The 24,202-nt window shown below is 69.7% G+C and carries 25 protein-coding genes; 6 read left to right on the top strand and 19 right to left on the bottom strand.

The genetic code is table 11. From position 1 onward, the window contains the following. Positions 1-7: 7 nt before the first annotated feature. Entirely contained in the window at positions 8-1,696 is a 1,689-nt protein-coding gene (locus CYFUS_RS03425) for a dipeptidase (RefSeq protein ID WP_095983925.1), read from the bottom strand. A gap of 235 nt (positions 1,697-1,931) precedes the next feature. Here CYFUS_RS03425 and CYFUS_RS03420 point away from each other — a divergent pair, with 235 nt between their 5' ends. Further along, complete coding sequence (locus CYFUS_RS03420) at positions 1,932-3,560, top strand: fumarate hydratase (protein WP_095983924.1); 1,629 nt, start codon at positions 1,932-1,934, stop codon at positions 3,558-3,560. A gap of 46 nt (positions 3,561-3,606) precedes the next feature. Here the strand turns inward: CYFUS_RS03420 and CYFUS_RS03415 are convergent, their stop codons facing one another. The 17 genes from CYFUS_RS03415 to lspA (CYFUS_RS03335) form a co-directional block, all read right to left on the bottom strand. Next, complete coding sequence (locus CYFUS_RS03415) at positions 3,607-3,999, bottom strand: hypothetical protein (RefSeq protein ID WP_157758215.1); 393 nt, start codon at positions 3,997-3,999, stop codon at positions 3,607-3,609. A 56-nt stretch (positions 4,000-4,055) separates the two neighbouring features. Beyond that, entirely contained in the window at positions 4,056-5,969 is a 1,914-nt protein-coding gene (locus CYFUS_RS53780; protein WP_095983922.1) for a response regulator, read from the bottom strand. A gap of 21 nt (positions 5,970-5,990) precedes the next feature. Then, on the bottom strand, positions 5,991-7,751 hold the full coding sequence (locus CYFUS_RS03405) for an ATP-binding protein (protein ID WP_095983921.1): 1,761 nt from the start codon (positions 7,749-7,751) through the stop codon (positions 5,991-5,993). Next, positions 7,748-8,761, bottom strand: coding sequence for an ATP-binding SpoIIE family protein phosphatase (locus CYFUS_RS03400; protein WP_095983920.1), 1,014 nt, complete (start codon positions 8,759-8,761; stop codon positions 7,748-7,750). Before CYFUS_RS03400 ends, CYFUS_RS03405 begins: the two co-directional genes overlap by 4 nt. Then, a complete protein-coding gene (locus CYFUS_RS03395; RefSeq protein ID WP_198316444.1) occupies positions 8,752-9,132 on the bottom strand; it encodes an anti-sigma regulatory factor in 381 nt (126 codons plus the stop codon). The genes CYFUS_RS03400 and CYFUS_RS03395 overlap by 10 nt, the downstream gene beginning before the upstream one ends. Before the next feature lie 4 nt (positions 9,133-9,136). Continuing rightward, a complete protein-coding gene (locus CYFUS_RS03390; protein WP_095983918.1) occupies positions 9,137-9,538 on the bottom strand; it encodes an STAS domain-containing protein in 402 nt (133 codons plus the stop codon). A gap of 15 nt (positions 9,539-9,553) precedes the next feature. Then, positions 9,554-10,480, bottom strand: coding sequence for an STAS domain-containing protein (locus CYFUS_RS03385; RefSeq protein ID WP_232537762.1), 927 nt, complete (start codon positions 10,478-10,480; stop codon positions 9,554-9,556). A 109-nt stretch (positions 10,481-10,589) separates the two neighbouring features. Continuing rightward, positions 10,590-11,963, bottom strand: a complete 1,374-nt coding sequence (locus CYFUS_RS03380) for a serine/threonine-protein kinase (protein ID WP_232537339.1) — start codon at positions 11,961-11,963, stop codon at positions 10,590-10,592. Further along, positions 11,947-13,242, bottom strand: a complete 1,296-nt coding sequence (hemL, locus tag CYFUS_RS03375; protein WP_095983915.1) for a glutamate-1-semialdehyde 2,1-aminomutase — start codon at positions 13,240-13,242, stop codon at positions 11,947-11,949. Before hemL ends, CYFUS_RS03380 begins: the two co-directional genes overlap by 17 nt. 456 nt (positions 13,243-13,698) lie before the next feature. Beyond that, positions 13,699-14,643: a tetratricopeptide repeat protein gene (locus CYFUS_RS03370; RefSeq protein ID WP_095983914.1), complete on the bottom strand. Its 945-nt coding sequence runs from the start codon at positions 14,641-14,643 to the stop codon at positions 13,699-13,701. Then, positions 14,643-14,894 carry a hypothetical protein gene (locus CYFUS_RS03365; RefSeq protein ID WP_232537338.1) on the bottom strand — a complete coding sequence of 84 codons (252 nt, stop codon included), beginning with the start codon at positions 14,892-14,894 and terminating at the stop codon, positions 14,643-14,645. The genes CYFUS_RS03370 and CYFUS_RS03365 overlap by 1 nt, the downstream gene beginning before the upstream one ends. Before the next feature lie 60 nt (positions 14,895-14,954). After that, positions 14,955-15,293, bottom strand: a complete 339-nt coding sequence (locus CYFUS_RS03360) for a hypothetical protein (RefSeq protein ID WP_095983913.1) — start codon at positions 15,291-15,293, stop codon at positions 14,955-14,957. 200 nt (positions 15,294-15,493) lie between these two features. After that, on the bottom strand, positions 15,494-16,003 hold the full coding sequence (locus tag CYFUS_RS03355) for a KdsC family phosphatase (RefSeq protein ID WP_095983912.1): 510 nt from the start codon (positions 16,001-16,003) through the stop codon (positions 15,494-15,496). A gap of 12 nt (positions 16,004-16,015) precedes the next feature. Continuing rightward, positions 16,016-17,002, bottom strand: coding sequence for an MXAN_5187 C-terminal domain-containing protein (locus CYFUS_RS03350; protein ID WP_232537337.1), 987 nt, complete (start codon positions 17,000-17,002; stop codon positions 16,016-16,018). 50 nt (positions 17,003-17,052) lie between these two features. After that, entirely contained in the window at positions 17,053-18,336 is a 1,284-nt protein-coding gene (locus CYFUS_RS03345) for a prolipoprotein diacylglyceryl transferase (protein ID WP_095983911.1), read from the bottom strand. Positions 18,337-18,416: 80 nt separating this feature from the next. Continuing rightward, complete coding sequence (gene lspA / locus CYFUS_RS03340) at positions 18,417-19,034, bottom strand: signal peptidase II (protein ID WP_095983910.1); 618 nt, start codon at positions 19,032-19,034, stop codon at positions 18,417-18,419. A 10-nt stretch (positions 19,035-19,044) separates the two neighbouring features. Next, positions 19,045-19,668, bottom strand: a complete 624-nt coding sequence (gene lspA, locus CYFUS_RS03335) for a signal peptidase II (protein WP_095983909.1) — start codon at positions 19,666-19,668, stop codon at positions 19,045-19,047. 135 nt (positions 19,669-19,803) lie between these two features. On the opposite strand from lspA (CYFUS_RS03335), the gene CYFUS_RS03330 reads away from it, so the two are divergent. The 4 genes from CYFUS_RS03330 (at position 19,804) to CYFUS_RS03315 (ending at position 22,418) form a co-directional block, all read left to right on the top strand. Continuing rightward, entirely contained in the window at positions 19,804-20,145 is a 342-nt protein-coding gene (locus CYFUS_RS03330) for a hypothetical protein (protein WP_232537336.1), read from the top strand. Continuing rightward, the gene (locus CYFUS_RS03325) at positions 20,142-20,882 is read left to right on the top strand and encodes a Mut7-C RNAse domain-containing protein (protein WP_095983907.1); all 741 of its coding nucleotides are present in this window, start codon (positions 20,142-20,144) and stop codon (positions 20,880-20,882) included. Before CYFUS_RS03330 ends, CYFUS_RS03325 begins: the two co-directional genes overlap by 4 nt. 114 nt (positions 20,883-20,996) lie before the next feature. Continuing rightward, positions 20,997-21,161, top strand: coding sequence for a rubredoxin (rd, locus tag CYFUS_RS03320; protein WP_095983906.1), 165 nt, complete (start codon positions 20,997-20,999; stop codon positions 21,159-21,161). Between the two features lie 18 nt (positions 21,162-21,179). Continuing rightward, positions 21,180-22,418 (top strand): cytochrome P450, encoded by a 1,239-nt coding sequence (locus CYFUS_RS03315; protein ID WP_095983905.1) that lies wholly within the window; start codon positions 21,180-21,182, stop codon positions 22,416-22,418. 6 nt (positions 22,419-22,424) lie between these two features. Here the strand turns inward: CYFUS_RS03315 and CYFUS_RS03310 are convergent, their stop codons facing one another. Further along, complete coding sequence (locus CYFUS_RS03310; protein ID WP_095983904.1) at positions 22,425-23,342, bottom strand: LysR family transcriptional regulator; 918 nt, start codon at positions 23,340-23,342, stop codon at positions 22,425-22,427. Positions 23,343-23,451: 109 nt separating this feature from the next. Between CYFUS_RS03310 and CYFUS_RS03305 the strand changes: the two genes are divergently transcribed. After that, positions 23,452-24,156: a type 1 glutamine amidotransferase domain-containing protein gene (locus CYFUS_RS03305; protein WP_095983903.1), complete on the top strand. Its 705-nt coding sequence runs from the start codon at positions 23,452-23,454 to the stop codon at positions 24,154-24,156. Positions 24,157-24,202: the final 46 nt, after the last annotated feature.

Genomic DNA, 24,202 nt, shown 5'->3' with positions numbered 1-24,202 from the left:
ATGGCCCTCAGGGGGCGGGAGCGACCGTGGGCTTCGACTGGGGCGCGGGAGCCGGGGGCTTGACGTCCGGCGCCGCGGGGGTCTCGGGAACCGCCAGCCGGGGGCCCGCGTCCTTCACGATGGTCCGGTACCACGAGTCCGGGTACTTGGGATGGTTCACCTTGCCCGATTCGTCGCGCACGTTGCCGTCGATGTACTTCACCAGGAGCTGCTCGCCCAGCTTGCGCCAGCGGGTGTGCACCTTGCCCCCCTGCTGGGACGAGTAGTCGGTGAGGTAGGCACGCGCCTGCTCGGGCGAGCTCTTGTACAGCTCCAGCGCCGCCTTCTCGATGTCACCCTGGTCCGCGAGGAACTGGCCCTCCAGCTCCCCCTGCACCTTGCGCACGTCGACGCTCATGTCGCTCCAGCGCCCGTAGGCCTGGTTGGACACCCAGTTGAACACCCAGAAGGAGGAGTCCCAGGAGAACTCGCCCCGGCTGGCCACACCCTGGGCGAAGTTGGCCGGCGCGCGGCGCACGCCCGCGTACACCGGCGTGTAGACGGTGGTGGCGGTGTCATCCACGCCGAACCACAGCACCCCGCCCACCGGCGCCGGCATCCACGAGCGCATCTGCGCCACGAACGAGAAGCCCGTCTGCTGCGTGGAGATGGCCCGCTCGTGGACATACTCCTTGCCATCCACCTTCCACGTCATCGGCCGCCAGCGGTAGGGCACCGCGTAGGGCCCCGCGCCCACGTCCTTGGACATGTCCAGCGGCGTGCCCTCGAAGTGGTCGCGCATCAGCCCCATCACGTCCTGCACCGACAGCTTGCCGTCCGGCTTCACCCACAGGGGCAGCCGCAGGTCCGGCTTCGAGCCATCCGCGTACTCCACCCCCAGCCCGAGCGACGGCGCCGCGCGGCGGAAGATGCTCCACACGCGCCCCTCGGCGAAGCGGATGCCGCCGAAGTCCAGCGGGTGGTAGGTGTCCGCGAAGCTGAAGTCCTTGTCCGCCCCGCTGAACCAGCCCTTCTCGCGCGCGAAGGAGATGACGTCCTTGGAGTACAGGGCGTTGGCGGAATCGTTGAGCGGGAACTGGCGGATGCGCGCCTGGTTGGCGTGCGCGGAAATCGTCCCCTCGGGCAGCCGCCGGGCCACCCACACCGCCCCCTTCTGCCCCGCGCCCTTGCCAATCATCTCGAGGATCCACGCCTCCTTGGGATCCGCGATGGAGAAGGACTCGCCCGTGGAGGCGTAGCCGTACTCGGCCACCAGGTCCGTCATCACCTGGATGGCTTCCCGGGCCGTCTTCGCGCGCTCCAGCGCCGTGTAGATGAGCGAGCCGTAGTCGATGATGCCCGAGGGCCCTTCCAGCTCCTTACGCCCGGTGAAGGTGGACTCACCGATGGAGACCTGGTGCTCGTTCATGTTGCCCACCACCGACCAGGTGACGGGGACTTCCTTGATGCGGCCCAGGAACTTGCCCGTGTCCCACTCGAAGATGTCGCGCTGGGAGCCGGGCGCGTTGCGGCGCGCCGGGGTGTAATACAGCTCCCCATACAGCTCGTGCGAGTCCGCCGCGTAGGTGATGAGGGTGGAGCCGTCGGCCGAGGCCCCCTTGCTCACCAGCAGGCTGGTGCAGGCGAGGGCCGCGGGCGCCGCCAGCCCCGCCGCGACGGCCAGGGGGGGAAGGAACTTCGAGAAGGACCGGATCATGGCGGCGGATGCTACCAGGGAGCTTCGCGTCCCGGTGGGATGGAGAGGCGTGCTTCCCCAGCACTCGGGCGAGCCAGGAGCCCGGCTTGCCTCTACAATCGCTCGTGACTCGCATGAGGGCAGGTTCTCGGCGCGTCCGCGCCCATCCCCCGGGCGGGTGGCACCCGGTGGACAATCAGGGCATGGCAACCCGGGCCCCCGTGGCCCCGCCCCCCCTTCTTGGAGAAGGCCCACGATGAACGACTTCCAGTTCCAGGACATGCTTCCGCTCGGCAAGGACGAGACGCCCTACCGGCTGCTCACGAAGGACGGCGTCTCCACCTTCGAGGCTGGCGGCAAGAGCTTCGTCCAGGTGGCCCCCGAGGCCCTCACGCTCCTCACCCGCGAGGCCATGCGCGACATCTCGCACCTCTTGCGGCCCGGACACCTCCAACAGCTCGCCCACATCCTCAAGGATCCCGAGGCCTCGCCCAATGATCGCTTCGTGGCGGTGGAGCTGCTCAAGAACGCCAACATCGCCGCGGGCGGCGTGCTGCCCTCCTGCCAGGACACCGGCACCGCCATCGTGATGGGCAAGAAGGGCCAGTACGTGCTCACCGAGGGCGGCGACGAGGCGGCCATCGCCCGGGGCGTGTTCGACACGTACCGCACCGCCAACCTGCGCTACTCGCAGATGGCCGCGCTCGACATGTACAAGGAGGTCAACACCGGCAACAACCTCCCGGCGCAGATCGAGCTGTACGCGACCGACGGCGACGCCTACAAGTTCCTCTTCATGGCCAAGGGCGGCGGCTCGGCCAACAAGAGCTACCTCTTCCAGGAGACCAAGGCACTGCTCAACCCGCAGAGCCTCCTGTCCTTCCTCGACGCGAAGATCCGCTCGCTGGGCACCGCGGCGTGCCCGCCCTACCACCTGGCCATCGTGGTGGGCGGCACCTCGGCCGAGTTCGCGCTCAAGACGGCCAAGTACGCCTCGGCGCGCTACCTGGACACGCTGCCCACCGAGGGCAACGCGCTCGGCCGGGGCTTCCGCGACGTGGCGCTGGAGCAGGAGGTGCTCAAGCTCACCCAGCGCACCGGCATCGGCGCCCAGTTCGGCGGCAAGTACTTCTGCCATGACGTGCGCGTCATCCGCCTGCCCCGCCACGGTGCCTCGTGCCCGGTGGCCATCGCCGTGTCGTGCTCGGCGGACCGGCAGGCGCTCGGGAAGATCACCCGCGAGGGCATCTTCCTCGAGCAGCTCGAGACGGACCCCGCGAAGTACCTGCCGGAGACGGCGGACTCGGACCTGTCCGGCGAGGTGGTGAAGATCGACCTGCGCCGCCCCATGGCGGACATCCGCGCCGAGCTGTCGCGCTACCCCATCAAGACGCGCCTGTCGCTCTCGGGCCCCATGGTGGTGGCGCGCGACATCGCTCACGCCAGGCTCAAGGAGCGGCTGGACAAGGGCGAGGGCATGCCCCAGTACCTCAAGGACTACATGGTGTACTACGCGGGCCCGGCGAAGACGCCGGAGGGGTACGCCTCGGGCTCGTTCGGCCCCACGACGGCGGGCCGCATGGACGCCTACGTGGACCAGTTCCAGGCGGAGGGAGGCAGCTACGTGATGCTCGCCAAGGGCAACCGCTCGCCCGCCGTCACCGAGGCCTGCAAGAAGCACGGCGGCTTCTACCTGGGCTCCATCGGCGGCCCCGCGGCGCGGCTGGCCAAGGACTGCATCACCAAGGTGGAGGTGCTCGAGTACCCCGAGCTGGGCATGGAGGCCGTCTGGAAGATCGAGGTGGTGGACTTCCCCGCCTTCATCGTCGTGGACGACAAGGGCAACGACTTCTTCGCCCACATCAACAAGCCCGCGAAGAAGTGAGCGGCCCGGGGGCTCCGGGCCCATCGCCCGGGGCCCCTCGAGCGCTTCAGTGCTTGAGCCCGGCCACGTGCTGGGTGGGCATGTTCTCCAGCCCGTGGGTGAGCTGGAAGGTGTAGCGCACGCGCGGCGCGGACTTGGTCCCGCCGAGCACCTTGAAGAGGAAGTAGCCCCGGTCCACGTTCTCCGGGTCCGCCAGCACCTGCACGTGCATCAGGTCGGTGGTGTCGAGCACCATCTCGCCCACCAGGCGCTTGCCCATGATGAGCTGCACCACGGGCGTGCCGTTGTCCTCCGAGAACAGCACCCAGTGGAGCGCCTCGGTGTCGTACAGCCAGGCCTCCTCCGTGCCGACACTGAGGAGGCAGTTGGTGTGGTCCAGGATCCAATCCCAGAAGCGCTCAAAGGGGAGCGTCACTCCCGATTCCGTCTCGATCGCCATGCTCCCCCACATAGCGCAGGTCGGGCCGTGGGGGGCATGACCAATCGCGGCGTGTCCTAGGCCCTGGACTTGCGCGCCGGGAGCTGGTTGAGCAGCCGCTCCAGTTCGTCCGGTTTCACCGGCTTCACCACGTGCAGATCGAAGCCCGCCTCCACCGCGCGTGAACGGTGCTCGCCGCTGTAGCCCGTGAGTGCCACCAGGTAGACGTCCTGGCCGCCCTCGCTCTCGCGGATCTTCCGCGCCACCTGGAACCCGTCCATCCCTGGCAGGCCCAGGTCCACCAGGGCCACGTGCGGCCGCAGCATGGGGAAGCGCTCCACGCCCCGAAAGCCATCCTCGGCCACCGCCACCTCGTGGCCCCACATCTCCAGCAGCTCGCGCAGCACCTCGCGCGTGTCCTCGTTGTCCTCCACCAGCAACACCCGCCGCGCCGTAGCCGTCTCGGGGGAAGAGACCCGCGTCTCGACGGGCGTGGAGACCACCGCCTGAGCCGCCAGCGGCAGGGTCACCACCAGCTCGCTGCCCCTGCCCTCGCCCTCGCTGTACACCCGGACCACGCCCCCATGCAGCTCCACGAGGCGCCGCACCAGCGTCAACCCGATGCCCAGGCCACCGCGAGAGCGATCCAACTGCTGCTCACCCTGCACGAAGAGCTCGAACACCCGGGTCTGGAGCTCCAGGCTCATGCCGATGCCCGTGTCCTTCACGCGCAGCACCACCTGGCGCTCCTGGCCCCGCTGCTCCACCGTCAGGCCGACGAAGACGTGGCCGCCCACCGGGGTGTACTTCCTCGCGTTGTCCAGCAGGTTGGACACCACCTGCTCCAGCCGCGTGGCGTCGCCCTCCAGCCACAGCGCCTCGGCCGGCAGCGTCAGCTCCAGGTGCAACCCCTTGTCCAGCAGCGACTGACGGCGCGCCTCCACTCCGTGCTGCACCACCTGGCGCAGATCCACCAGCGCGCGCCGCAGCTCGATGTGGCCACGGTTGAAGCGCGACACGTCCAGCAGATCATCCACCATGCGCGCCATGTGCTGACTCTGCCGCGTCAGCACGCGCATGGCCCGGGACTCGGCGCCCTGGGGCTGGGTGGCCTCGGCCAGGTGCAGGGAGTTGACGATGGCGGCCAGGGGATTGCGCAGCTCGTGCGCCAGCATCGCGAGGAACTCGTCCTTGCGCCGGTCCGCCTCCGCCAGCTCCGCCGCGCGCCGTTGCAGCTCCTCCTGGAGCTGCCGGTGGGGAGTGATGTCCGTGAGGATGCGCACCGCGCCCGTCACCTGTCCCGACTCGCCGTCCACGGGGTTGGCCGCCACGCGGTACCAGCGCGAGCCCAGACACACCGAGGCCTCCTCGCGACAGTCCAGCGCCTCGCCACAGCTCGCGGGCAGCTCCTCGCCGCCCGCCGCCTCTCGCATCAGCGCCGCGAAGGACTGGCCGAGTACCGCCTCCTGGCTCCCGCCGAACAGCGACACGAAGGAGCGGTTGGCGCGCATCACCCGGCCCTGTCCATCCAGCAGACACACGCCATCACCCAGCGAGTCGAAGGTCGACGTCCACTGCACGGCCGCGCGGCGCGCGTCCTCCTCGGCCCGGCGCAGGCGCAACAGCGAGCGCACCGTGGCCAGCAGCTCCGCGGTGTCCACCGGCTGCGTCAGGTAGCCATCCGCGCCGCTCTCCAACCCCTCCACCTTGTTCTCGGTGCGGATGTAGTTGGCCGACAGGTGCATCACGACGATGTTCGACGTGTGGGGATCCGACTTGAGCCGCCGACATACCTCGATGCCATTGATGTCCGGCAGCTTCACGTCGAGGATGATGAGGGCCGGGCGCAGCTCGGCGGCGAGCAGGAGCGCCTCGGCGCCCGTGCCGCCCTCGGCCACCTGGAAGCCCGACGCGCGCAGGATGCGCGTCACCGCGTACCGATTCGCTTCATTGTCGTTGATGTTGAGGAGGATGGGTTCGCGGTGGGGCACGAGGCGCTCTCCGAAGGGGTGTCAGGACCGCCGTTCCGGGCCAGACAAGGCACGTTGCAGGAGGTCGAACGCCGCATCCCGGGTGAGTCCGCTCTTCGAGAGGATACCCAACACATGGGGGAGCAGGCGTCCACGCTCCTGCTCGGTCAGGGAACGGCTGGTGTGGATGATGACGGGGATGTCACGCGTGGTGCTCTCGCGCCGCAGCGTCTCCAGGACCTCGAAGCCGTCCATGCCCGGCAGCGACAGATCCAACACGATGGCGGAGGGGTGGAGCTGGTTGGCCAGGCGCACGCCCTCCAGGCCCGTGGTGGCCTCGCGGAACTGCAACGAGGTGTCGGCCAGCAGGCGCTTGAGCAGGTAGCGCACCACCTCGTCATCGTCCACGAGCAGCACGGTGCGCGGACGCGACGCGTCCCCCGGTGCCTCGGGCTCCACCGGCTCGTCATCCACCAGGGGCTTCTGCCGCTGGGTGTAGTCGAGCGCCACCCGGGCCCGGAAGGTGCTGCCCCGGCCCTTCTGGCTCTCCACGGAGAGCGAGCCTCCCAACAGCTCCGCCAGCCGCCGCGACAGGGGCAGCCCGAGCCCCGTGCCCTTGACGCCCTGCTGGTGCGGCCCCTCCACCTGCACGAACTCCTCGAAGATGCGCTCCTGGTCCTCGGGCGCGATGCCCACGCCGGTGTCGCTCACCGCGAACTCCACCACGCCGCGGGGATCGACCATCGCCGACACCCGCACCTCGCCCCGCTGGGTGAACTTGAGGGCATTGGAGACGAGGTTGCGGAGGATCTGCGACAGCTTGCGCTCGTCGGTGTGCAGCTCCGGCAGTCCCACGGGCTCGTCGAAGACGAGCGCCACCCCCTCGTTCACCTTCAAGGGGCGCAGCATCCCGCGCAGCGAGCCGAACAGCTCCCCCACGGAGAAGCGCGTGGGGAGCACCTCGGAGCGGCCGGACTCGATCTTCGCCAGATCCAACAGGTCGTCGATGAGCTCCTGCAGGGCCTCGCCGGACTTGCGGATGAAGGTGACCTGCTTCTCCTGCTCCTCGTTGAGCGGCCCGTCCAGCCGGTCCAACAGCAGCCGCGACAGGTTGACGACGGAGCTGATGGGCGTGCGCAGCTCGTGGCTGACGTTGGAGATGAAGCGCGTCTTCATGTCCGACGCGCGGCGCAGCGCCTCGGCCTTCTCCTCCAGCTCGGCGTAGAGCGCCACGACGCCGCGGTTGGTCTCCTCCAGCTCCCGGTTGAGCCGATCCACCTCGGCCTTGCGCGCCTGGAGCTCCTCCAGCGTGCGCAAGAGCTCCTCGTTCTGCCGCGACAGCTCGTCCACGGCGTTGGAGCGCCGCTGCCGCTCCAGCTCGGAGCGCAGCGACTGCAACACGTACGAGGAAGGCGCGGCACGCGGCAGGCGGTGGGCCAGCTCCAGCACCAGCCCGCCATCCTCCACCCGCAGGGACACGCGATCCATCAACCGCTGCGCGGGGGCGAGCGCGGGGCCGGGCCGGGGCGCCGCCGGGGGCACCCCCGACACGAGCCCCGGGGTCGACGCCGGAGCCCGCACGCGCACGAGCAGGGAGGGCGACTGCGTCTCCTCCAGGATGAACTCGATGTGACCGTTGGCCTGGGACGCCGCGAGCCGGGCCACCTCGGAGATGGCCGTGGCGATGCGCACCTGATCCTGCCCCTCGAACCCGAGCACCTGGGCGATATGGCGGCCCCGCTGCCGGGTGTTCACCACGTCCTGCCCGGTGCGCAGCTCGGATTGAAAGAGGAAGAAGCTCACGAGGCGCTCCGCGGGGCCTCTCGAGCCACCAGCACCGTCACGTCATCCCGCCCCCGGGAGAAATCCCGGTAGAGCACGCCCGCCACCAGGGAGGGGTGGCGGTTGATCAGCCCGGGGGAGCCGTCCACCCGCCACTGGGTGAGCAGACCATCCGAGCACATCACCAGCACCGAGTCCGGGCTCCACGTATAGGCGAACGACTGAACGCGGTGCATCTGGTGACCCACCGTTCCATTCATGGACACCATGCGCTGCATGCTTCTCTGGGGGGAGAGCACGGAGGCGGCGATGTTGCCCACCCCGGCGAAGTCGAGTCGCACGTCTCCAGGACGCAGGGAAGCGAGGGCCACCGCCGCGCCGCGGGTGCTGCGCAGCTCCCCATGGGAGCCCTTGAGCAGCTCGGTCACGTCCGGCGTGCCTTGCTCGAGAAAGGACACCACGGCCGCGCGCGAGGCACGGGCCGCCTCGGGCCCATGGCCCAGACCATCGGCGACGAGGAACACGGAGCGGCCGTCCTTGAGGTCCAGGCTCCAGGCATCCCCGCAGACCTCCTCGCCCTGGATGGGCACACACACCGCGCCCACCTCCACCTCGGCGCGCGGCGGCTTGCTCAGCCACAACTGGGCGAGCAGCGCCGTGCCCACGCCTGGCTGGGAATAGATGTCGAAGACGGTGGACATGCGCCGCATGGCGCCCAGTCCCGAGCCCCCCGTGCCGGCGGTCGTGTAGCCATCGCGCATGCAGCGGTCCACGTCCGCCATGCCGGGCCCCTTGTCCAGTGCGAGCAATTCCACACCCACGTGAGAGCCCGCATGCAGGGCACGCAAGAGGATCTGGCCCTCGCGCGCATGGGCGACGAGGTTCTTGGCGGCCTCGCTCGCCACGAGCGCCACCTTGCCCTGGGCCTCCTCGTTGAAGCCCAGCTTGGAGGCAAGCGCGGCGGCGGTCCTCCGGGCATGGCCCGCCTGGCTGCTCTCCGTGACGGGAAGCACCGTGGTGCTCACTTCCATCGCGTCACCGTGACCCGTGTGCCCTCCCCCACCTTGCTGACGATCTCGAAGTCGTTCACCAGCCGCTTGGAGCCACCCAGACCCAGTCCCATGCCGCCTCCCGACGTGTAGCCATCACGCAGCGCCAGTTCGACATCGGGAATCCCTGGCCCTTGATCTTCAAAAGACAACCGCAGACCGCGCCGGATTCCATCCTGGACCAGTTGCAGGGTGACATTGCCTCCCCCCCCGTAATCCAGGGTGTTGCGGGCCAGCTCACTGGCCGCCGTCACCATCTTCGTCTGCTCCACGAGGCTGAACTTCAATTCAGCCGACCAGGAACGGACCGCCTGGCGCACCAGCACCAGGTCCTGGGAGGAGCGGATGGGCATGATCTCACTCCTCAAGATATTCATCCGAGACCTCGATTCGAGCCTCGTCCTCCTCTATGGAAGCTCGCAACAGCACCATCCCCTTCTCGATGTTGAGGGCGGTGCGGATGCCGGGCAGGGACATGCCCAGTTCCACCAGGGTGATGGCCACCGCGGGCTGCATGCCCACCACGACCGTCTGGGCATCCAGCACCCGTGACATGGTCGCGATGTTGCCCAGGATGCGTCCGATGAAGGAGTCCACCACCTCGAGCGAGGAGATGTCGATGAGCACGCCGCGCGCGCCCGTGTCGACGATCCTCGACGTCAGATCGTCCTGGAGGTTCACGGCGACCTGATCGTGCATGTCCATCTGGATGGTGACGATCAGCACCTGCCCCATGCGGAGGATGGGAATACGCTCCATGAGCCGGGGCCTCCGCTAGACCTTGCCCGGGGCCTGGGCGCCGGGGGCCTGGACGTTCTGGTTGATGCGCCGCAGCGCCCAGCGGAAGGCTCCCGCGAGGCTCGACTTGGTCACCACGCCGGACAGGTCCACGCCCAGGTGGACGATGGTCTGGGCGATCTGCGGACGGATGCCGCTGATGACGCACTCCGCGCCCATGAGGCGCGTGGCGGTGACGGTCTTGATGAGGTGCTGCGCGGTGAGCGTGTCCACGGTGGGCACGCCGGTGATGTCGACGATGGCGATCTCCGCGCCCGTCTCGACGATGCGCTGCAGGAGCGTCTCCATCACCGTCTGGGTGCGCCCGCTGTCCAGCGTGCCGATGAGCGGCAGGGCCACGATGCGATCCCACAACTGCACCACGGGCGTGGACAGCTCCAGCATCTCCTGCTGCTGGCGCATGATGACCTCCTCACGCGTGCGCTGGTGCACCTCGGTGGTGAACAGACCGAGCTTGTCGAGCAGCAGCGTGGCAATCCACATGTCCTCGGCCACCTGCTGCGGCTGGCTGGCGGTCTCCCGGCGCAACCAGGAGAACAGGGGCTGCTTGAAGCTGAAGATGAAGGTGGCCGTCTCCGACGGGGAGAAGCCCAGGAGGCTGCGCGAGCGCGACAGCCGCTCGAGCAGCTCGCGCACGGGCGTGAACACCGAGGCATTGATGTCGGCGACGTTGCCGTGCTGGCTGGCCTGGGTGAGCAGGCGGAGGAACTCCGCGCACTGCTCGCGCAGTTCGCCTTCCTTCATCAGTGCATCACGCCGAACGCCGCTGTTCGACAGATTGGAAAACCATTCCGTCAACAGCTCGGATGAGTGGTTTTTGAGGATCTCGTGGATGCGGTTGGTCAACAAACTCCTCCTGACGGACAGCCTGTACCACAAGGGGTAGCGCCAGGAGCCAACCACGAACCGGGCGGCGGACAGCCCGGACATGACTGTTCAATCCCCGATAACCCCCCGGGAGAGGGTGGGCATTTCCCATCCCGCCCGAGTGGAACAAGACGCACGCGGTGTCTCAGGCCAGCAGCCACACCAGGAGGAAACCCACCACGAGCGCGGCGAGGAACAAGGCCCCCGCACGCCAGCCCTTCCAGGAAGGAGCCGCCGGGCTGGCGGGAAGCACCTCGTCCTCGACGTCCTCCACGACGGCGCGGACCAGCCCGGAGCCCTCGTCGCGCCGCGCCACCTCGGACTCGTGCGTGGAGAGGTCCACGTCGAAGGCCACGCGCACCTCGCGAGAGGTGGGCGAGCGCGCCAGGCGCGGCCCGGGCTCATCCACCAGGGTCACCGCCGAGGAGGGCAGGAAGTCCGCGGGCGCATCGAGCGCGCGGTGCTCGAAGGCGAGCGCGGTGGGAGGCGCGAAGGCGGGCAGTTCCTTCTCGGTGAGGGGACGGCGCAGGGCGGAGCGGCCCCGGAGCAGCTCTCCGAGCACGCCATCCTCCACCCGCTTCTCGCGCGCGAAGGCGTCGCTCATGAGCCGCGCCAGGTCCGAGTCACCCAGGCCGGGCGACACCTCCTCGCGCACCGAGCGCAACGCGCGGGCGAAGGTGGTGGCGTCCTGGAAGCGCGCGTCGGGCTCGGTGGCCAGCGCCTTCATCACCACCGCGTCCACGCGCGGGGACAGGCCCTCTCGGTGCTGGCTGGGAGGAGCCCACTCGGGGTAGGCCGCGCGGCGCCAGCGCTCGACAACGTCGCCCTGCTGGGCCAGGGGCTGCCAGGAGAGCAGCTCCCAGAGCACCACCCCCGTCGCGTACACGTCCGCGCGCCGATCCACGCGCTGCTTGCGCGCATGCTCCGGCGCCATGTACGCGAGGCTGCCCATCACCACGCTGGGCGCCGTCTGGGCCTCCTTGAGCGTGGACTGCGCCGCGCCGAAGTCGATGATCTTCACCTCGCCCGCGTAGGAGATGCACACGTTGGCGGGAGACAGGTCGCGGTGCACCAGGTGCAGCGGGTGGCCGTGCTCGTCCGTCACGTCGTGCGCGTGGGCGAGGCCCTGGCACATGCGCTCGGCCACGAGCAGGGCGAGCCCCACGGGCAACGTCCGGCCCTGTTTGCGCAGCCGCCAGGCGAGCCGGTTGAGCGTCTTGCCGGCCACGTACTCCATGGCGAGGTAGAGCTCACCGGCCACCTCGCCCATGTCCCACACGCGGGCGATGTTGGGGTGGCTCAGCCGCCGCACCACGCGCGCCTCGTCCCGGAAGCGGGCGAGGAACTGCGCGTTGCCGGCGAGCCCCGGCAACACCTTCTTCACCACGCAGGCACGGCCCGGCCGCTCCTCGCGCGCGAGGAACACCTCCCCCATGCCCCCGTACCCGATGCGCCGCACCAGGGTATAGGGGCCGAAGGAGACGGGCCCTTGGGCCTGTGACTCAGGAGCCTTGTCCAAGCGCGCGGAACGCCCGGCGAGCGGCCCGGAGGAGGTGCGCCACCTCGGGCTCGTTGATGGACAGGGACAGGAAGGCCGACTCGAACTGGCTGGGCGGCAGGTACACGCCCTCCTCCAGCATGTGGTGGAAGAAGCGGCCGTAGCGCGCCGTGTCGCTCTTCTTCGCGCTCGCGTAGTCGAACACCGGCCCCTCGGTGAAGAAGACGGTGAACATGCTGCCCACGCGGTTGATGGTGACGGGCACGCGCGCCTCCTCCGCCTCCGCGCGCAGACCCGCCTCCAGCTCCCGGCCAATCGCGTCCAGACGCTCGTACACGCCCGGCGAGCGCAGGGCCTGGAGCGTCGCCAGGCCCGCGGCCACCGCCACGGGGTTCCCCGACAGCGTGCCCGACTGGTACACCGGCCCCTCGGGCGCCACCTTCGCCATGACGTCGCGCCGCCCGCCGTAGGCCGCCAGCGGCATGCCTCCGCCCACCACCTTGCCGAAGGTGCTCAGGTCCGGCCGCAGCCCGTACACCTCCTGGGCGCCGCCGCGCGCGAGCCGGAAGCCCGTCATCACCTCGTCCAGCACGAAGAGCACCCCGTGCGCCCGGCACAGCGCCTGGAGCCCCTGGAGGTAGCCCTCCTCGGGGATGAGCACGCCCATGTTGCCCACCACCGGCTCGATGATGGCGCAGGCGATGTCCTTGGCGCGCTCGGCGAACAGCCGCTCCACCGCCCCCAGGTCATTGAAGGGCACCGTCAGCGTGAGCCCCGCCACCGCCGCGGGCACCCCCGGCGAGTCCGGCAGTCCCAGCGTCTCCACGCCGCTGCCCGCCTTCACCAGGAAGGGATCGCCCGCGCCGTGGAAGCAGCCCTCGAACTTGAGGATGTGGTCGCGGCCCGTGAAGCCCCGCGCCAGCCGGATGGCCGCCACCGTGGCCTCCGTGCCGCTGGACACCAGCCGCACCTTCTCCACGCTCGGCACCGTGGCGCAGATGAGTTCGGCGAACTGCACCTCCACGTCCGTGGGCGCCCCGAACGTCGTCCCCCGGCGCGCCGCCTCGGTGATGGCCGCCACCACCGGCGGCCACGCATGGCCGAGGATGAGCGGACCCCAGCTTCCCACCAGGTCCACGTACCGGTTGCCATCCACGTCCGTCAGCCACGCGCCCGCCCCCTCCTTGAAGAAGACGGGCTCGCCACCAACTCCACGAAAGGCGCGCACCGGTGAGTTCACCCCTCCCGGAATGAGCTCCTGCGCACGCGAGAAGAGGGCCTTGCTCTGCGAGTGGTTCATGAGCGCTCCATACCACGCGACCCCCTCCTCCCGGCCCCCTTCACTCCAGGTGGATCGCTTGATTCTCAACGTGCGGTCGTTTACAAATTATCTCTGCTTACACTCGGAGTCTTTGTTATAAGCAGAAGGAAAAATTCCACGATACCAGGAATGAGCTCCGCCTGAGCGCGCGGCACTGGAACGGGCAGCACCGGCGAGCTCTCCCGCTCCCCGCGTCCACGAGGACGCCGCGGTCGAGCGAGAGCACTGGACCTCCACCGATTTCAGCAGGAGGCCGGGCCGGTACGCTGAACGAGGGCCGGGGTGGGGGTATCCGGGGGAAGTCCCCCACCCCGGCTCTCTCCCAGGGGACGGGTGGGAACGCTTTCCAGGGAAGTGTGCTCGCGCCGGATGACACACGCGTGTTCCTCGACGGCGTGGACGCGAAGGTGAAGCGGGAGGGCGTCGCCGGCGAGCTCAGTCGCCGTGATCCCTCGCAGCCTCCTCGGCCGAGCCGCCCACCGCCTCCACCGAGGTGCGCGCGGGCCGCGCGGGGACCTTGGCGAAGGCCGACACGCGCGAGCCGATGTTCTCCGGCGTCGTCGCGGCGAGGCGGCGGCGCGCCCGGGCGATGGCGTCCTGCACCATGGACGGATCCGGGTGGCTCTTGAGGGCCTGCACCCACATCTCGATGGCCTTCTCGTTGTCACCCGCCTCGGCCTTGAGCTTGCCCGCCTCGAACATGGCGTGCGGGGCCAGCTCCGAGTCGCCAAAGCGCGTGAGCAGATCCGCGTAGGCGAGCGAGGCCTCCTGCCGGAAGCGCTGCACCTCGGCGGTGCTCGGGGAGCCCTGGACCGACTGCATGTGCAGCGCCTGGGCCTGGAGGAAGAGCGCGTCGTCCACGAAGGCGCTGGTGGCGAAGCGCTCGACCAGCTTGCGCGACTCGAGCACGCACTGGCTGTAGTCCTGCAGCTCGAAGTACAGCTTGGCCACCTGGTAGTGCAGCTCGGCGCCCTGGGGCGGATTGCGCGCGAGCGCGGCGGTGAGCTGATCAATGGCGCCGCGGGGGTCGCGGAAGTGCACCCGCAGCAGCTCGGCGAGCACCACCCGGGACTCCTGGGCCTCGGGAGACTCGGGACACTGGGTGATGAGCTCCTTGTAGACGCTCACCGCCTCCTTCACCTTGCGCAGCTCCAGCCAGTACACGTCCGCGGCGCCCTTGAGCGCGCGCGCCCGGAGCACCGGGGCCTGGGGGGAGTCATCCATCCGCAGCGCATCCAGCGCCTTGCGGTACTCCACGAGCGCCTCGTCGGGACGCTTCTCGTAGACGGAGTCGCGGGCGCGCTGCAGGTGATCGGTGGCGCCGTCTCGGGAGCAACCCGGGGCGAGCACGAGGGCCAGGAGGAGAAGGGAACGCCGCACTAGCAGGTCTCCGGCGGGACGCGGACACAGTAGGTGTCCAGACAACGGATGCATTCCAAGGGGCCCGGAATGTCCCTCACGCACAACGTCATGGTCGGCGAACGCGGACAGTCCTCGGAGGCGACACAGCGGTAGGCCCCGCCCTGAGCATCGAGCACGCTCACGGGCTTGCACGCCTCGGAGTCGGAGGGGCCACAGCCCGCGAGCCCGGTCACGGTGGCGAGGATGAGCGCTGTGATCCGGGTTCTCACGGGGCCGGAGTTCTAGCCGGATTCGGCCGCTCCGTCACGCACTCGACACCCGCCAGGGGCCTAGCGGCTCATCGCTCCCTGGAAGGCCGAGGAGAGGACCGTGCCCGCTGACGCCACGCGTTGAGCACGCGCCTTCTCCTCCTGCCGCTTCAGCAGGTTCGCCATGCCCCGCAGATGATCCTCCGACACCTGGCACTGGATGGCGGACACCTGGCCGTGCCGCTGCTCCAGCTCCTGCCACAGGTGCATGCGGGCCTGATTGCCCAGCAGCCGGACCTCCACGGCGTCGAACGCCGCGTCCATGCGCCGATCCTCCTCCTCGAGCAGCGCGAGCCGCGCCTGGGCCTCGTCCTGGGGGAAGTCGACCACGCATCCGCTCGCCATCCAGAGCACCACCATCGCCCCCGCGAGCCTCCAGCGTCGTGTCCCTCCAGCCATCTCCCACCTCGGGTTGTCCGGTCCAATGCCCGTTCGCGTCCGCCAGGGCCCACGGGGGCCCTCGCGCGGCGCGCAACCTAGGGATGCGCTCGCCTGGGGGGAACCACTTCGTGCGACGGGTGGGCGTTTTGGGAGGGGAGAAGGCTCAACACCCGACAGAGTCAGGGCACACGGCGGTGTCGGAGGATGAACTCACACACCTCACGCGCCGCGCCGAAGCCCGCCGCCCGCTGCGCGACATAGTGCACCCGGGAGCGCACCTCGTCCGGGGCCTCGGGGGGCGCCGCCGAGAAGCCCACCGCCTGGAGCAGCGGCAGATCCACCAGCTCGTCCCCCATGTAGCCACACCGCTCCGGCGTCACCTTGAGCAGCTCCAGCAGCGTCTCGAAGTGCGCCACCTTGTCCTGACTGCCGAAGTGCACGTGCTTGATGCCCAGCGACTGCATCCGCATCTGCGCCGAGAGGCTGTCCCCGCCGGAGATGGCCGCCACCTCCAGGCCCGCCTCCTGCAGCCGCTTGATGCCCATGCCGTCGCGCACGCTGTACATCTGCGTCCAGCCCGAGTTGGGCACCCAGAAGATGCGTCCGTCCGTGAGCGTGCCGTCGATGTCGAAGATCATCACCGACAGCCCGCTCACCCGCGCCTTGAGCGACTCGAGGTCCTGGTTCATCCGCGCGGGCGCCTACTTGGGCACGGCCTTGAGCACGGCCTTGCCATCCTTGATGACGACCTTGAACTCCACCGAGCTCGCCTTGTGCTGCTTCATCAACTCCGGCACCTGCTTGCGCAGCGAGGCGGCCACGGAGTCGTAGCTCATCTTGGAGGTGTCCTCCTTGTTGTTGCGCTTGGCCGCCACGTAGGCGTCGTACACGGACTTGAGCCGGGCGTCGGACAGGTCGTTCGAGCCGGACGCGGCGGCGGGACGCGCCGCGGGCGGAGCGACACGGGGAGGCGCCGCGGGACGGGCCGCCACGGGCGCCACGGAGGGCACCAGGGGCTTGACCGCGGGCGCCACCGACGGCACCAGGGGCGCGATGGCCGGAATGACGGGCGCCACGGAGGGCACCAGGGGCTTGACCGCGGGCGCCACCGGCGCCACCGACGGCACCAGGGGTGCCACCGACGGCACCAACGGGGCCACCGACGGCACGCCGCGCACGGGCCCGTCCAGCGAGTCCAGCTCATCGTCGGGCAACTCCAGCGAGCCGTGGGTGCGCGGCCTGTCGGAGCCCGACTTCTTGTCATTGCGGCGACGGGCCTTGGCCACGTCCCGCTTGTAGGTGCCGTTCTCGATCTCCTGAATCGTGCGCTGCCACAGCCGCTCGTAGGTGGTGAACTTGCCGTGGATGCTCTGCACGCGGAACTTCGCCGAGGTGTTGCGCACGAAGCTGCTCTTGAGCCGCATCACGCGCTTCTTCAGGTCCTCGTACTGCCGCGTTGGAGGGACGCGCTCGTTGCCCATGAAGTAATGCTCGTAGGCCACCTTGAGCGCCGCGATCTCCTCCTCGATGGCTTCACACTCCTGGAACGTCACCTCGCTGCCCGACATCGCGGGCATGCCGGACTTCGTGTCGCCGCTGGTGGCAGCCAGCTTGGCGGCGGACTTGGCCGAGGTACCGACCTTCGTGGCCTGATTCTTCGTGGATGACTTCGCGGACTCGTACGCCATGGGCACCCACGAGTGTCCCCAAGACGCGCGCTCCGATCAACCTCGCAGCCTCACGCGGGGCTGGGAGTCGGTCCCACGCCCGGCAGCTCACCGGACTGGCGGATCCGCCGGTACAACAAAGTAGCGCCAAAAGTGAACATACACAGCGAGATGAACTGGCTGGTGGAGATGTTGTACCAGGCCTCCAGGGGCACCGCGTCGGCTAGACGCGATGCGCCAAGCGACTCGAGCAGGCCGTGCAGGGTGCCGCGCTCGGTGTCCCCGCGGAACAGCTCCACGGTGGTGCGCAGCACCGCGTAGCACATGAGCCACAGGGCGAAGATCTGCCCATGGAAGCGCCGGTAGCGCCGCGCGTACAGGAGCACGCAGAAGAGCACGAGCTGCCCGACGGACTCGTAGATTTGAGTGGGATGGACCGGCAGGGTGGTGCCGTGCTGGGCCACCCACTCGGAGATGCGCACCGCGCCCGGGACGGGGTAGTGGAGGATGAGCCCGGAGTCCGGCAGGACGAAGCGCCCATCCTGGGCCTGGGACTGGAAGGCGAGGCTGGCGGAGCCCGAGAGCCGGCCGAACAAGTCCTGGGCGAGCCCGGCGCCCGGAAAGCGGGCCATGAAGCGCGCGCCAGACGCGGCGACATCACCCCAGCAGCACCCGGCGGAGAAGCACCCGAGCCGGCCCAGGCACTGGCCGAGCGACACCGTGGGAATGGCCACGTCCGCCAGACGCAGGAAGTCCATGCCGTGGCGGCGCGCGAAGAGCCACGCCGCCAGGGCCGCGCCGATGAGGCCGCCGTAGAACACGAGCCCACCGCCCAGCGAGAACACCTGCGTCCAGTCGCGCGCGTAGTCCTTCCAGTTGACGAGCACGAAGAGGAGGCGGCTGCCCACCAGGCCTCCCACGAGCACGTGGAAGCCCAGGTCCAGCACCGCCTCGCGCTTGCGCGGCCCCTCGGTGTCCACCCACTGGCCGCCCCCGGCCGCGTCCGGCACCCACGACATCGAGCGCCACTCGTCCTGGGCCAGCCGCGACGCCACCGACATCGCCGTGAGGAAGCCGGCGGCCAGCAACAACCCATAGGTGTGCACGGGGATGCCCTGGCCCTGGCCTCCGGGGATGGCGTCCGCGGGCAGGGCGTAGCGCAGACCGACGAAGGCCAACCCCGCCGCGACGGCGCCATAGCCAAGCGCGCGCGTGAGCCGCCCCTCGGACGAAGGACCCTCGGCGCCGAGCCAGCCGTTCCGGGCGATGGACACCACCATGACGAGCGCCACCGCGTACAGCAGCAGTTGCGAGGCGAGCGAGGTGAAGGTGAAGTGGATGAGGACGGGAAGCATGATGGGGGAGCCTCGGGAAGCGCGCGGCCCGACAGCCTGGCCGGTCGGGGGATCCGGACGAAAAAGGGCCGCCCGGCGGCTCAGGAGCCGAGTTCCGCGGACTTGCCCTCCGTGGGCGTCTCCTTGCGCACGAAGGCATCCACCAGCAGCAGCCCCACGCCCACCACGATGGCCGAGTCGGCCACGTTGAACGAGGGCCACGCGGCCTTGTCGTACCAATGGGCCTCGAGGAAATCGATGACGAAGGCCCGGGCGAGCCGGTCGATGTAGTTGCCCAGCGCGCCGCCGAGCACCAGCGGCAGGCCCCACAACGCCCAGCGCTCCTTCGGATCCTTCCCACTGAGCTTGCTGAAGTACCAGGTGATGAACACCACGGCGCCCAGGCTCACCACGTGGAAGAGCGGTCCCCGGATGTGGGGCGGCAGGCCGCGGAACATCCCCCAGGCGGCACCAGGATTCTCCGCGTAGCGCAGGCGGAAGAACGAGGGGGCGATCTCGATGTGCCGCTTGGACCGGAAGTGCAGTCCGTCATAGCCCGGCGGGGGCGGATCGCCATACATCGCCGACAGCCGCTCGCCCAGCGTGGGCCGATCATCGAAGCGCGTGGTGAGCTCGCGCACGACGAGGTACTTCGTCCACTGATCGAGGAAGATGACGCCGAGCGCCACCGACAGCAGGAGAAGGTATTTACGGGGCACGGCAGGCGGCTTACACCACCTGGCCCCCCGGCGTCACGGATTCCACGGGCTGGCGCGTCAGGAAGGAGTCGAGCAGCAGCAGTCCCACCCCCACGCAGATGGCCGCGTCGGCCACGTTGAAGGTGGGCCAGCGCATCCCCGGCTGGTTGCGCCAGTGCCAGTCGATGAAGTCGATGACGTAGCCGCGCAGGAGCCGATCCACGAAGTTGCCCAGCGCGCCGCCGGTGACGAGCGCCAGCGCCCAGCGCGACCGGACCTGATCCGGCGTCAGCTTCAGGTACATGTAGAGGATGAAGCCGAGCGCGACGAGGCTCACCCCATGGAAGAAGGGCCGGCGCACCCCCTCGGGCAGGTTGGCGAACATCCCCCACGCCGCCCCGGGGTTCTCCACGTAGCGGAAGTGCCAGTAGTCCTCGATGAAGCGGTAGGGCCGGGTCGAGCGGCGGAACGCCCCCTCCACGGGCGGGTCGTTGTCCAGGTTGCGCTCGGACACGAAGCCTTCCAGCCGGGCCGCCAGGCCCGTGCGCCCGTCGAGCGCCTCCGTCAGATGGGCCACGGCCAGGTACTTGGTCACCTGGTCGGCGGCGAGGGTGGCGAGGCCCACGAGGATGAGGACACGAAAGCGTTTCACCATGAGACCCCTACCTCTACCCCGGCCGCCCGGATCCTGACAATCCGCGCCGCCTGGGAGACGAACAGGCGTCGGGCTCGCTCGCTGGCTTCCCGGAAGTGGGGCATGGTGGGGGCAATGGCGACTGTTGAACCTCCCGTGACTCCGAATCCAGACCTGACGACCACTCCCCCGGCCACCGTGAAGCCCAAGCCGAAGCTCATGGAACGCCTCCAGGAGTTCATCACCCGCTATGGCATGTTGGCCATCGTGGTGCACTGGGGCCTCTTCAGCCTCTTCCTCGTGGGCTTCATGCTGCTCATCCGCGCGGGCTTCAGGGTGGAGAGCGCCGCGGGCGCCGCGGGCACCTTCGCGGGTGCCTACCTCGCCTGCCAGGCCATCAAGATTCCCCGCTTCGCCCTCACCTTCGCCGTCACCCCGCTCATCGATCGGCTCATCCAGCGGATGCGCCAGAAGAAGCAGCCGCCCCCCGTGCCGTGAACCCCCTCACGCTGCGCTTCCACGGCCCCCTCAACGACTTCCTCGCCCCGGAGCGCCGGGGCGTCGAGTTCGCCCATCCCCTGCCCGCGCCGTGCTCGGTGAAGGATCTCATCGAGTCGCTCGGTCCGCCCCACCCCGAGGTGGACGTGGTGCTCGTGGATGGCGAGGCGGTGGACTTCTCCCACCGGGTCCAGCACGGACAGCGCATCGCCGTCCATCCCCCCGGCTGCCCTCCGGACGGGATGCCCTCCCTCCGCGTGGGCCCTCCCGCCCTGAGCGAGCCCCGCTTCCTGCTCGACGTGGGCCTGGGCCGGCTCGCCTCCCTGCTGCGCATGCTCGGCTTCGACACCGTGTGGCGCAACGACTTCGCGGATGACGTGCTGGCCCGGCGCTCGCGCGACGAGCAGCGCATCCTGCTCACGCGAGACCTGGGAGTGCTCAAGCGCTCCGAGGTGGTGCACGGCTACTTCCCCCGCGAAACGAACCCCTCGCGGCAACTGCCCGAGGTGGCGCGGCGCTACGGACTCGTCCCGCGCATGCGCCCCTTCACCCGCTGCCTCGCCTGCAACACGCCGCTCGTCGGCACATCCCCCGACGAGGTGCGCGGACGTGTGCCCGAGCGGGTGCTCGCGACGTTCTCGAGCTTCCAGCACTGCCCCGGCTGCCAGCGCGTCTTCTGGGCGGGCTCCCACCACGACCGCATGCGGGCGCTGATCGACTCACTGCGCGGGGTGTAGTAGTCCCTTCACGCCGTCCTCACGAGCACGGCCCGAGCGATTACACGCCCCCACCTCGCGGCCCCCCGGCGACTCGACGCCGGCAGGTGCCGCTCCTCGAAGGAGCAGGTCCTCATGAAGAAGTATCGCTGCATCCCCTGCGGTCACATCTACGATCCCACGGTAGGCGACCCGGACACCGGCATTGCGCCCGGCACGGCCTTCGAGAGTCTGCCGGACGACTGGTACTGCCCGGACTGCGGCGCAACCAAGGCCGACTTCGAGCCGCTCGACGACTGAGACGCGAGGGAGAGACCCATGCTTCAGAAAACGCCTACGCCCGACCACGGGCCGGACTTCGTGCTCGACATGGAAGACCCGGCCTTCGTCCACAATCCCTACCCCACGTACGCGTGGCTCCGGGAGAAGGCCCCCGCCTACCGGTGGAAGGCCCGCGGCGATGCCATCGTCTTCAGCCGCCACAAGGACGTGCGGGCCCTCGTGCTCGACCGCCGCTTCAGCAACGACTACCGGATGTGGGAGTTCGCCCGGAAGGAGGAGTGGCCCGCCGAGCACGCCGAGTACAAGTCCATCATGGACAACGGGCTCTTCGGCCTGGCCGACGCCGACCACCTGCGGGTGCGCAAGCTCGTCAGCCCCGCCTTCACGCCGCGCGCCGCCGAGCGGATGCGCGATGAAATCCAGAAGGCGGTCGACGACATCATCGCCGAGCAGGTGAAGGGCGAGCGCGTCGACCTCACGACCATCACCGAGCCGCTGCCCATGCGCGTCGTCAGCGACATGCTCAAGATTCCCGAGGACCTGCGCGGCGAGTTCCGTGCCTTCGGCCTGGCGTCCATCCGCAGCTCCGTCCTCTTCACCAAGAGCGAGGAGCTCTTCGCGCTCATTGCCCCGATGCCCCGGTGGATCCGCATGCTGCGCGAGGTCATCGCCGAGCGCCGCGCGAACCTGCTCGAGAACGATCTGCTCAGCACCCTCATCACCGCGAGCGACGAGGGCCAGAAGCTGACCGAGGAGGAGATGATCTCCCTCGTCCACGCGCTCATCGTCGCCGGCTCGGACACCACGGTGCACGCGGCCAACTGGGCGCTCTACAGCCTCCTGCGGCATCCGGACCAGTTCGCCCTGCTGCGCGATGAGCCCTCGCTCATCCGCAACACCATCGAGGAGACCCTGCGCTACGACCTGTTCGGCAAGGGCGGACTGCCCAAGTTCGCCCGGGAGGAGATGGAATTCGCGGGCACGAAGCTGCGCAAGGGCCAGATGGTGATGCCCTTCATCCCCGCCGCGCTCCACGACCCCGAGGTGTTCCCCGAGCCGGAGCGCTTCGACATCCGCCGCGACGTCAGCCAGACCATCGCCTTCAGCGCGGGGCAGCACTTCTGCCTCGGCGCCGCCCTCGCCCGGCAGGAGCTGGATCTCGTCGTCGGCACCCTGGTGCGGCGCTTCCCCCACATGCGCCTGAGCCAGGAGCCGGAGTTCGTGCCGCACCCCATCATGCGCGCCCTGACGCGGCTCGAGGTCACCCTGAGCTGACGCGGGTCAGGCTCCTGGAGTCCCTTCCAGGAGCCAGTCGCGCACCGCGAGGAATCGCGCGGTGGGCGCCGCGGCCCGGCGCCACGCGACCCAGAGCGTCCCCCGGGGACGCCGGCTCGAGCGCCGGCCGGACTCCGGCGCGAGCACCACCACGCGCCCCGCGCGGATCGCCGGCTCCACCAGGTAGTCGGGCAGCACCGCGATGCCACTGCCCGCCTCGGCGAGCGCCAGCATCTCATCCAGGTTGGCGATGCGGCACACCACGTGCGTGGGCAGCGGCTCGCGTGCACCGAAGGCCGCCCGCCACCACGGGCCGAGCATCGCCAGGTCCGCGTCGAACGCGATGAAGCGCTGGGCGGCGAACTCCCGGGCCGTGCGGGGCGTGCCCCACCGCCGCACATGCGCGGGCGAGGCCACGGCCACGAACTCCTCCTGACCCACCGACCGCACCTCCAGCCCCGGGGCCGCGGGCGGCACCCCCACGAGGGCCACGTCCAGCTCGCCCGCGAGCAGCCGGCGCTCGAGCAGGCTCGGCACGTCGAAGCGCACGCTCAAGCGCAGGTCCGGATGGCGCTCCAACAACGCCGGCAGACGCGGACGCAACCAGAACCGGAAGAAGGGCCAGGGCCCGCCCAGGGACACCTCGCCCCGCACGGCGCGTTGGGCCTCGGAGGCCTCCTCGAGCGCCGCGTCCAGCGCGGGCAGGTGCTCCCCGAGCCGCGCGACGAGCGCCGCCCCCGCGGCCGTGAGCCGGGCCCGCCGCCCCACCCGCTCGAACAGCGCCACGCCCACGCGTGCCTCCAGCGCCTTGAGCTGCTGTCCCACGGCGGAAGGGGTGATGCCCAGGCGCGCGGCCGCCGCGGCATGGGTCCCCGCGCGGCTCACCTCCCAGAGCGTCCACAGCGCCTCGTGATTGCCAAGCATGGCTTCACATTATGCGAAGAGCCCCTCGATTTTCTTCAGCCCAGCGCGGCGGTACTTGTTCGTTCCGTTGGCCCCCGAACCCGGTGGGCCCGATGAAGGAGCACGCACCATGAAGGCCCTGACCGCCGTGAAGATCCTGCTGATCGTCACCAGCCACACGCAGCTCGGGAACACCAAGGAGCCCACCGGCTTCTGGCTCGAGGAGCTGGCGGCGCCCTACGCCGAGTTCACCCAGGCGGGCGCGCAGGTGGACATCGCCTCGCCCCTGGGCGGCAAGCCCCTGGCGGACCCCAAGAGCGAGAAGGAGCCCAACGAGGCCACCCGCGCCTTCCTCGCGGACGCCGGAGCGAAGAAGAAGCTCGCGAACACGCTCGTGCTGGAGAAGGTGAAGGACACCTATGACGCCTACTTCGTAGTGGGCGGCCACGGCGTGATGTGGGACCTGGCGACGCACACGCCGCTGCACTCGCTGCTCACGGCGGCGTATGCCCGGGGCGCGGTGGTCTCGGCCGTGTGCCACGGGCCCGCGGCGCTCGTGGGCGTGAAGGCCCCGGATGGCAAGCCCATCGTGGCGGGCAAGCGCGTGGCGGCCTTCACCAACGAGGAGGAGAAGGCGGGGAAGCTCGACACGGTGATGCCCTTCCTCCTGGAGACCCGGCTGCGCGAGCAGGGCGCCCGCCACGAGTCCGGCCCCATGTGGGGTAGCTTCGCGGTGCGTGACGGCAACCTCATCACCGGCCAGAACCCGGCCTCGTCCGTGGCCACCGCGCGCGAGGTCATCGCCGCGCTGCGTGAGAAGAGCGAGAAGAAGTAACCGTCCCGGATTCCTCCATGGGGGGAGCGGCGTTCCCCCTGGCGTC

Source organism: Cystobacter fuscus, assembly GCF_002305875.1.
Lineage (GTDB): Bacteria > Myxococcota > Myxococcia > Myxococcales > Myxococcaceae > Cystobacter > Cystobacter fuscus_A.
The sequence above is the reverse complement of the archived record's forward strand: the minus strand, read 5'-3'. Positions and strand labels throughout refer to the sequence as shown.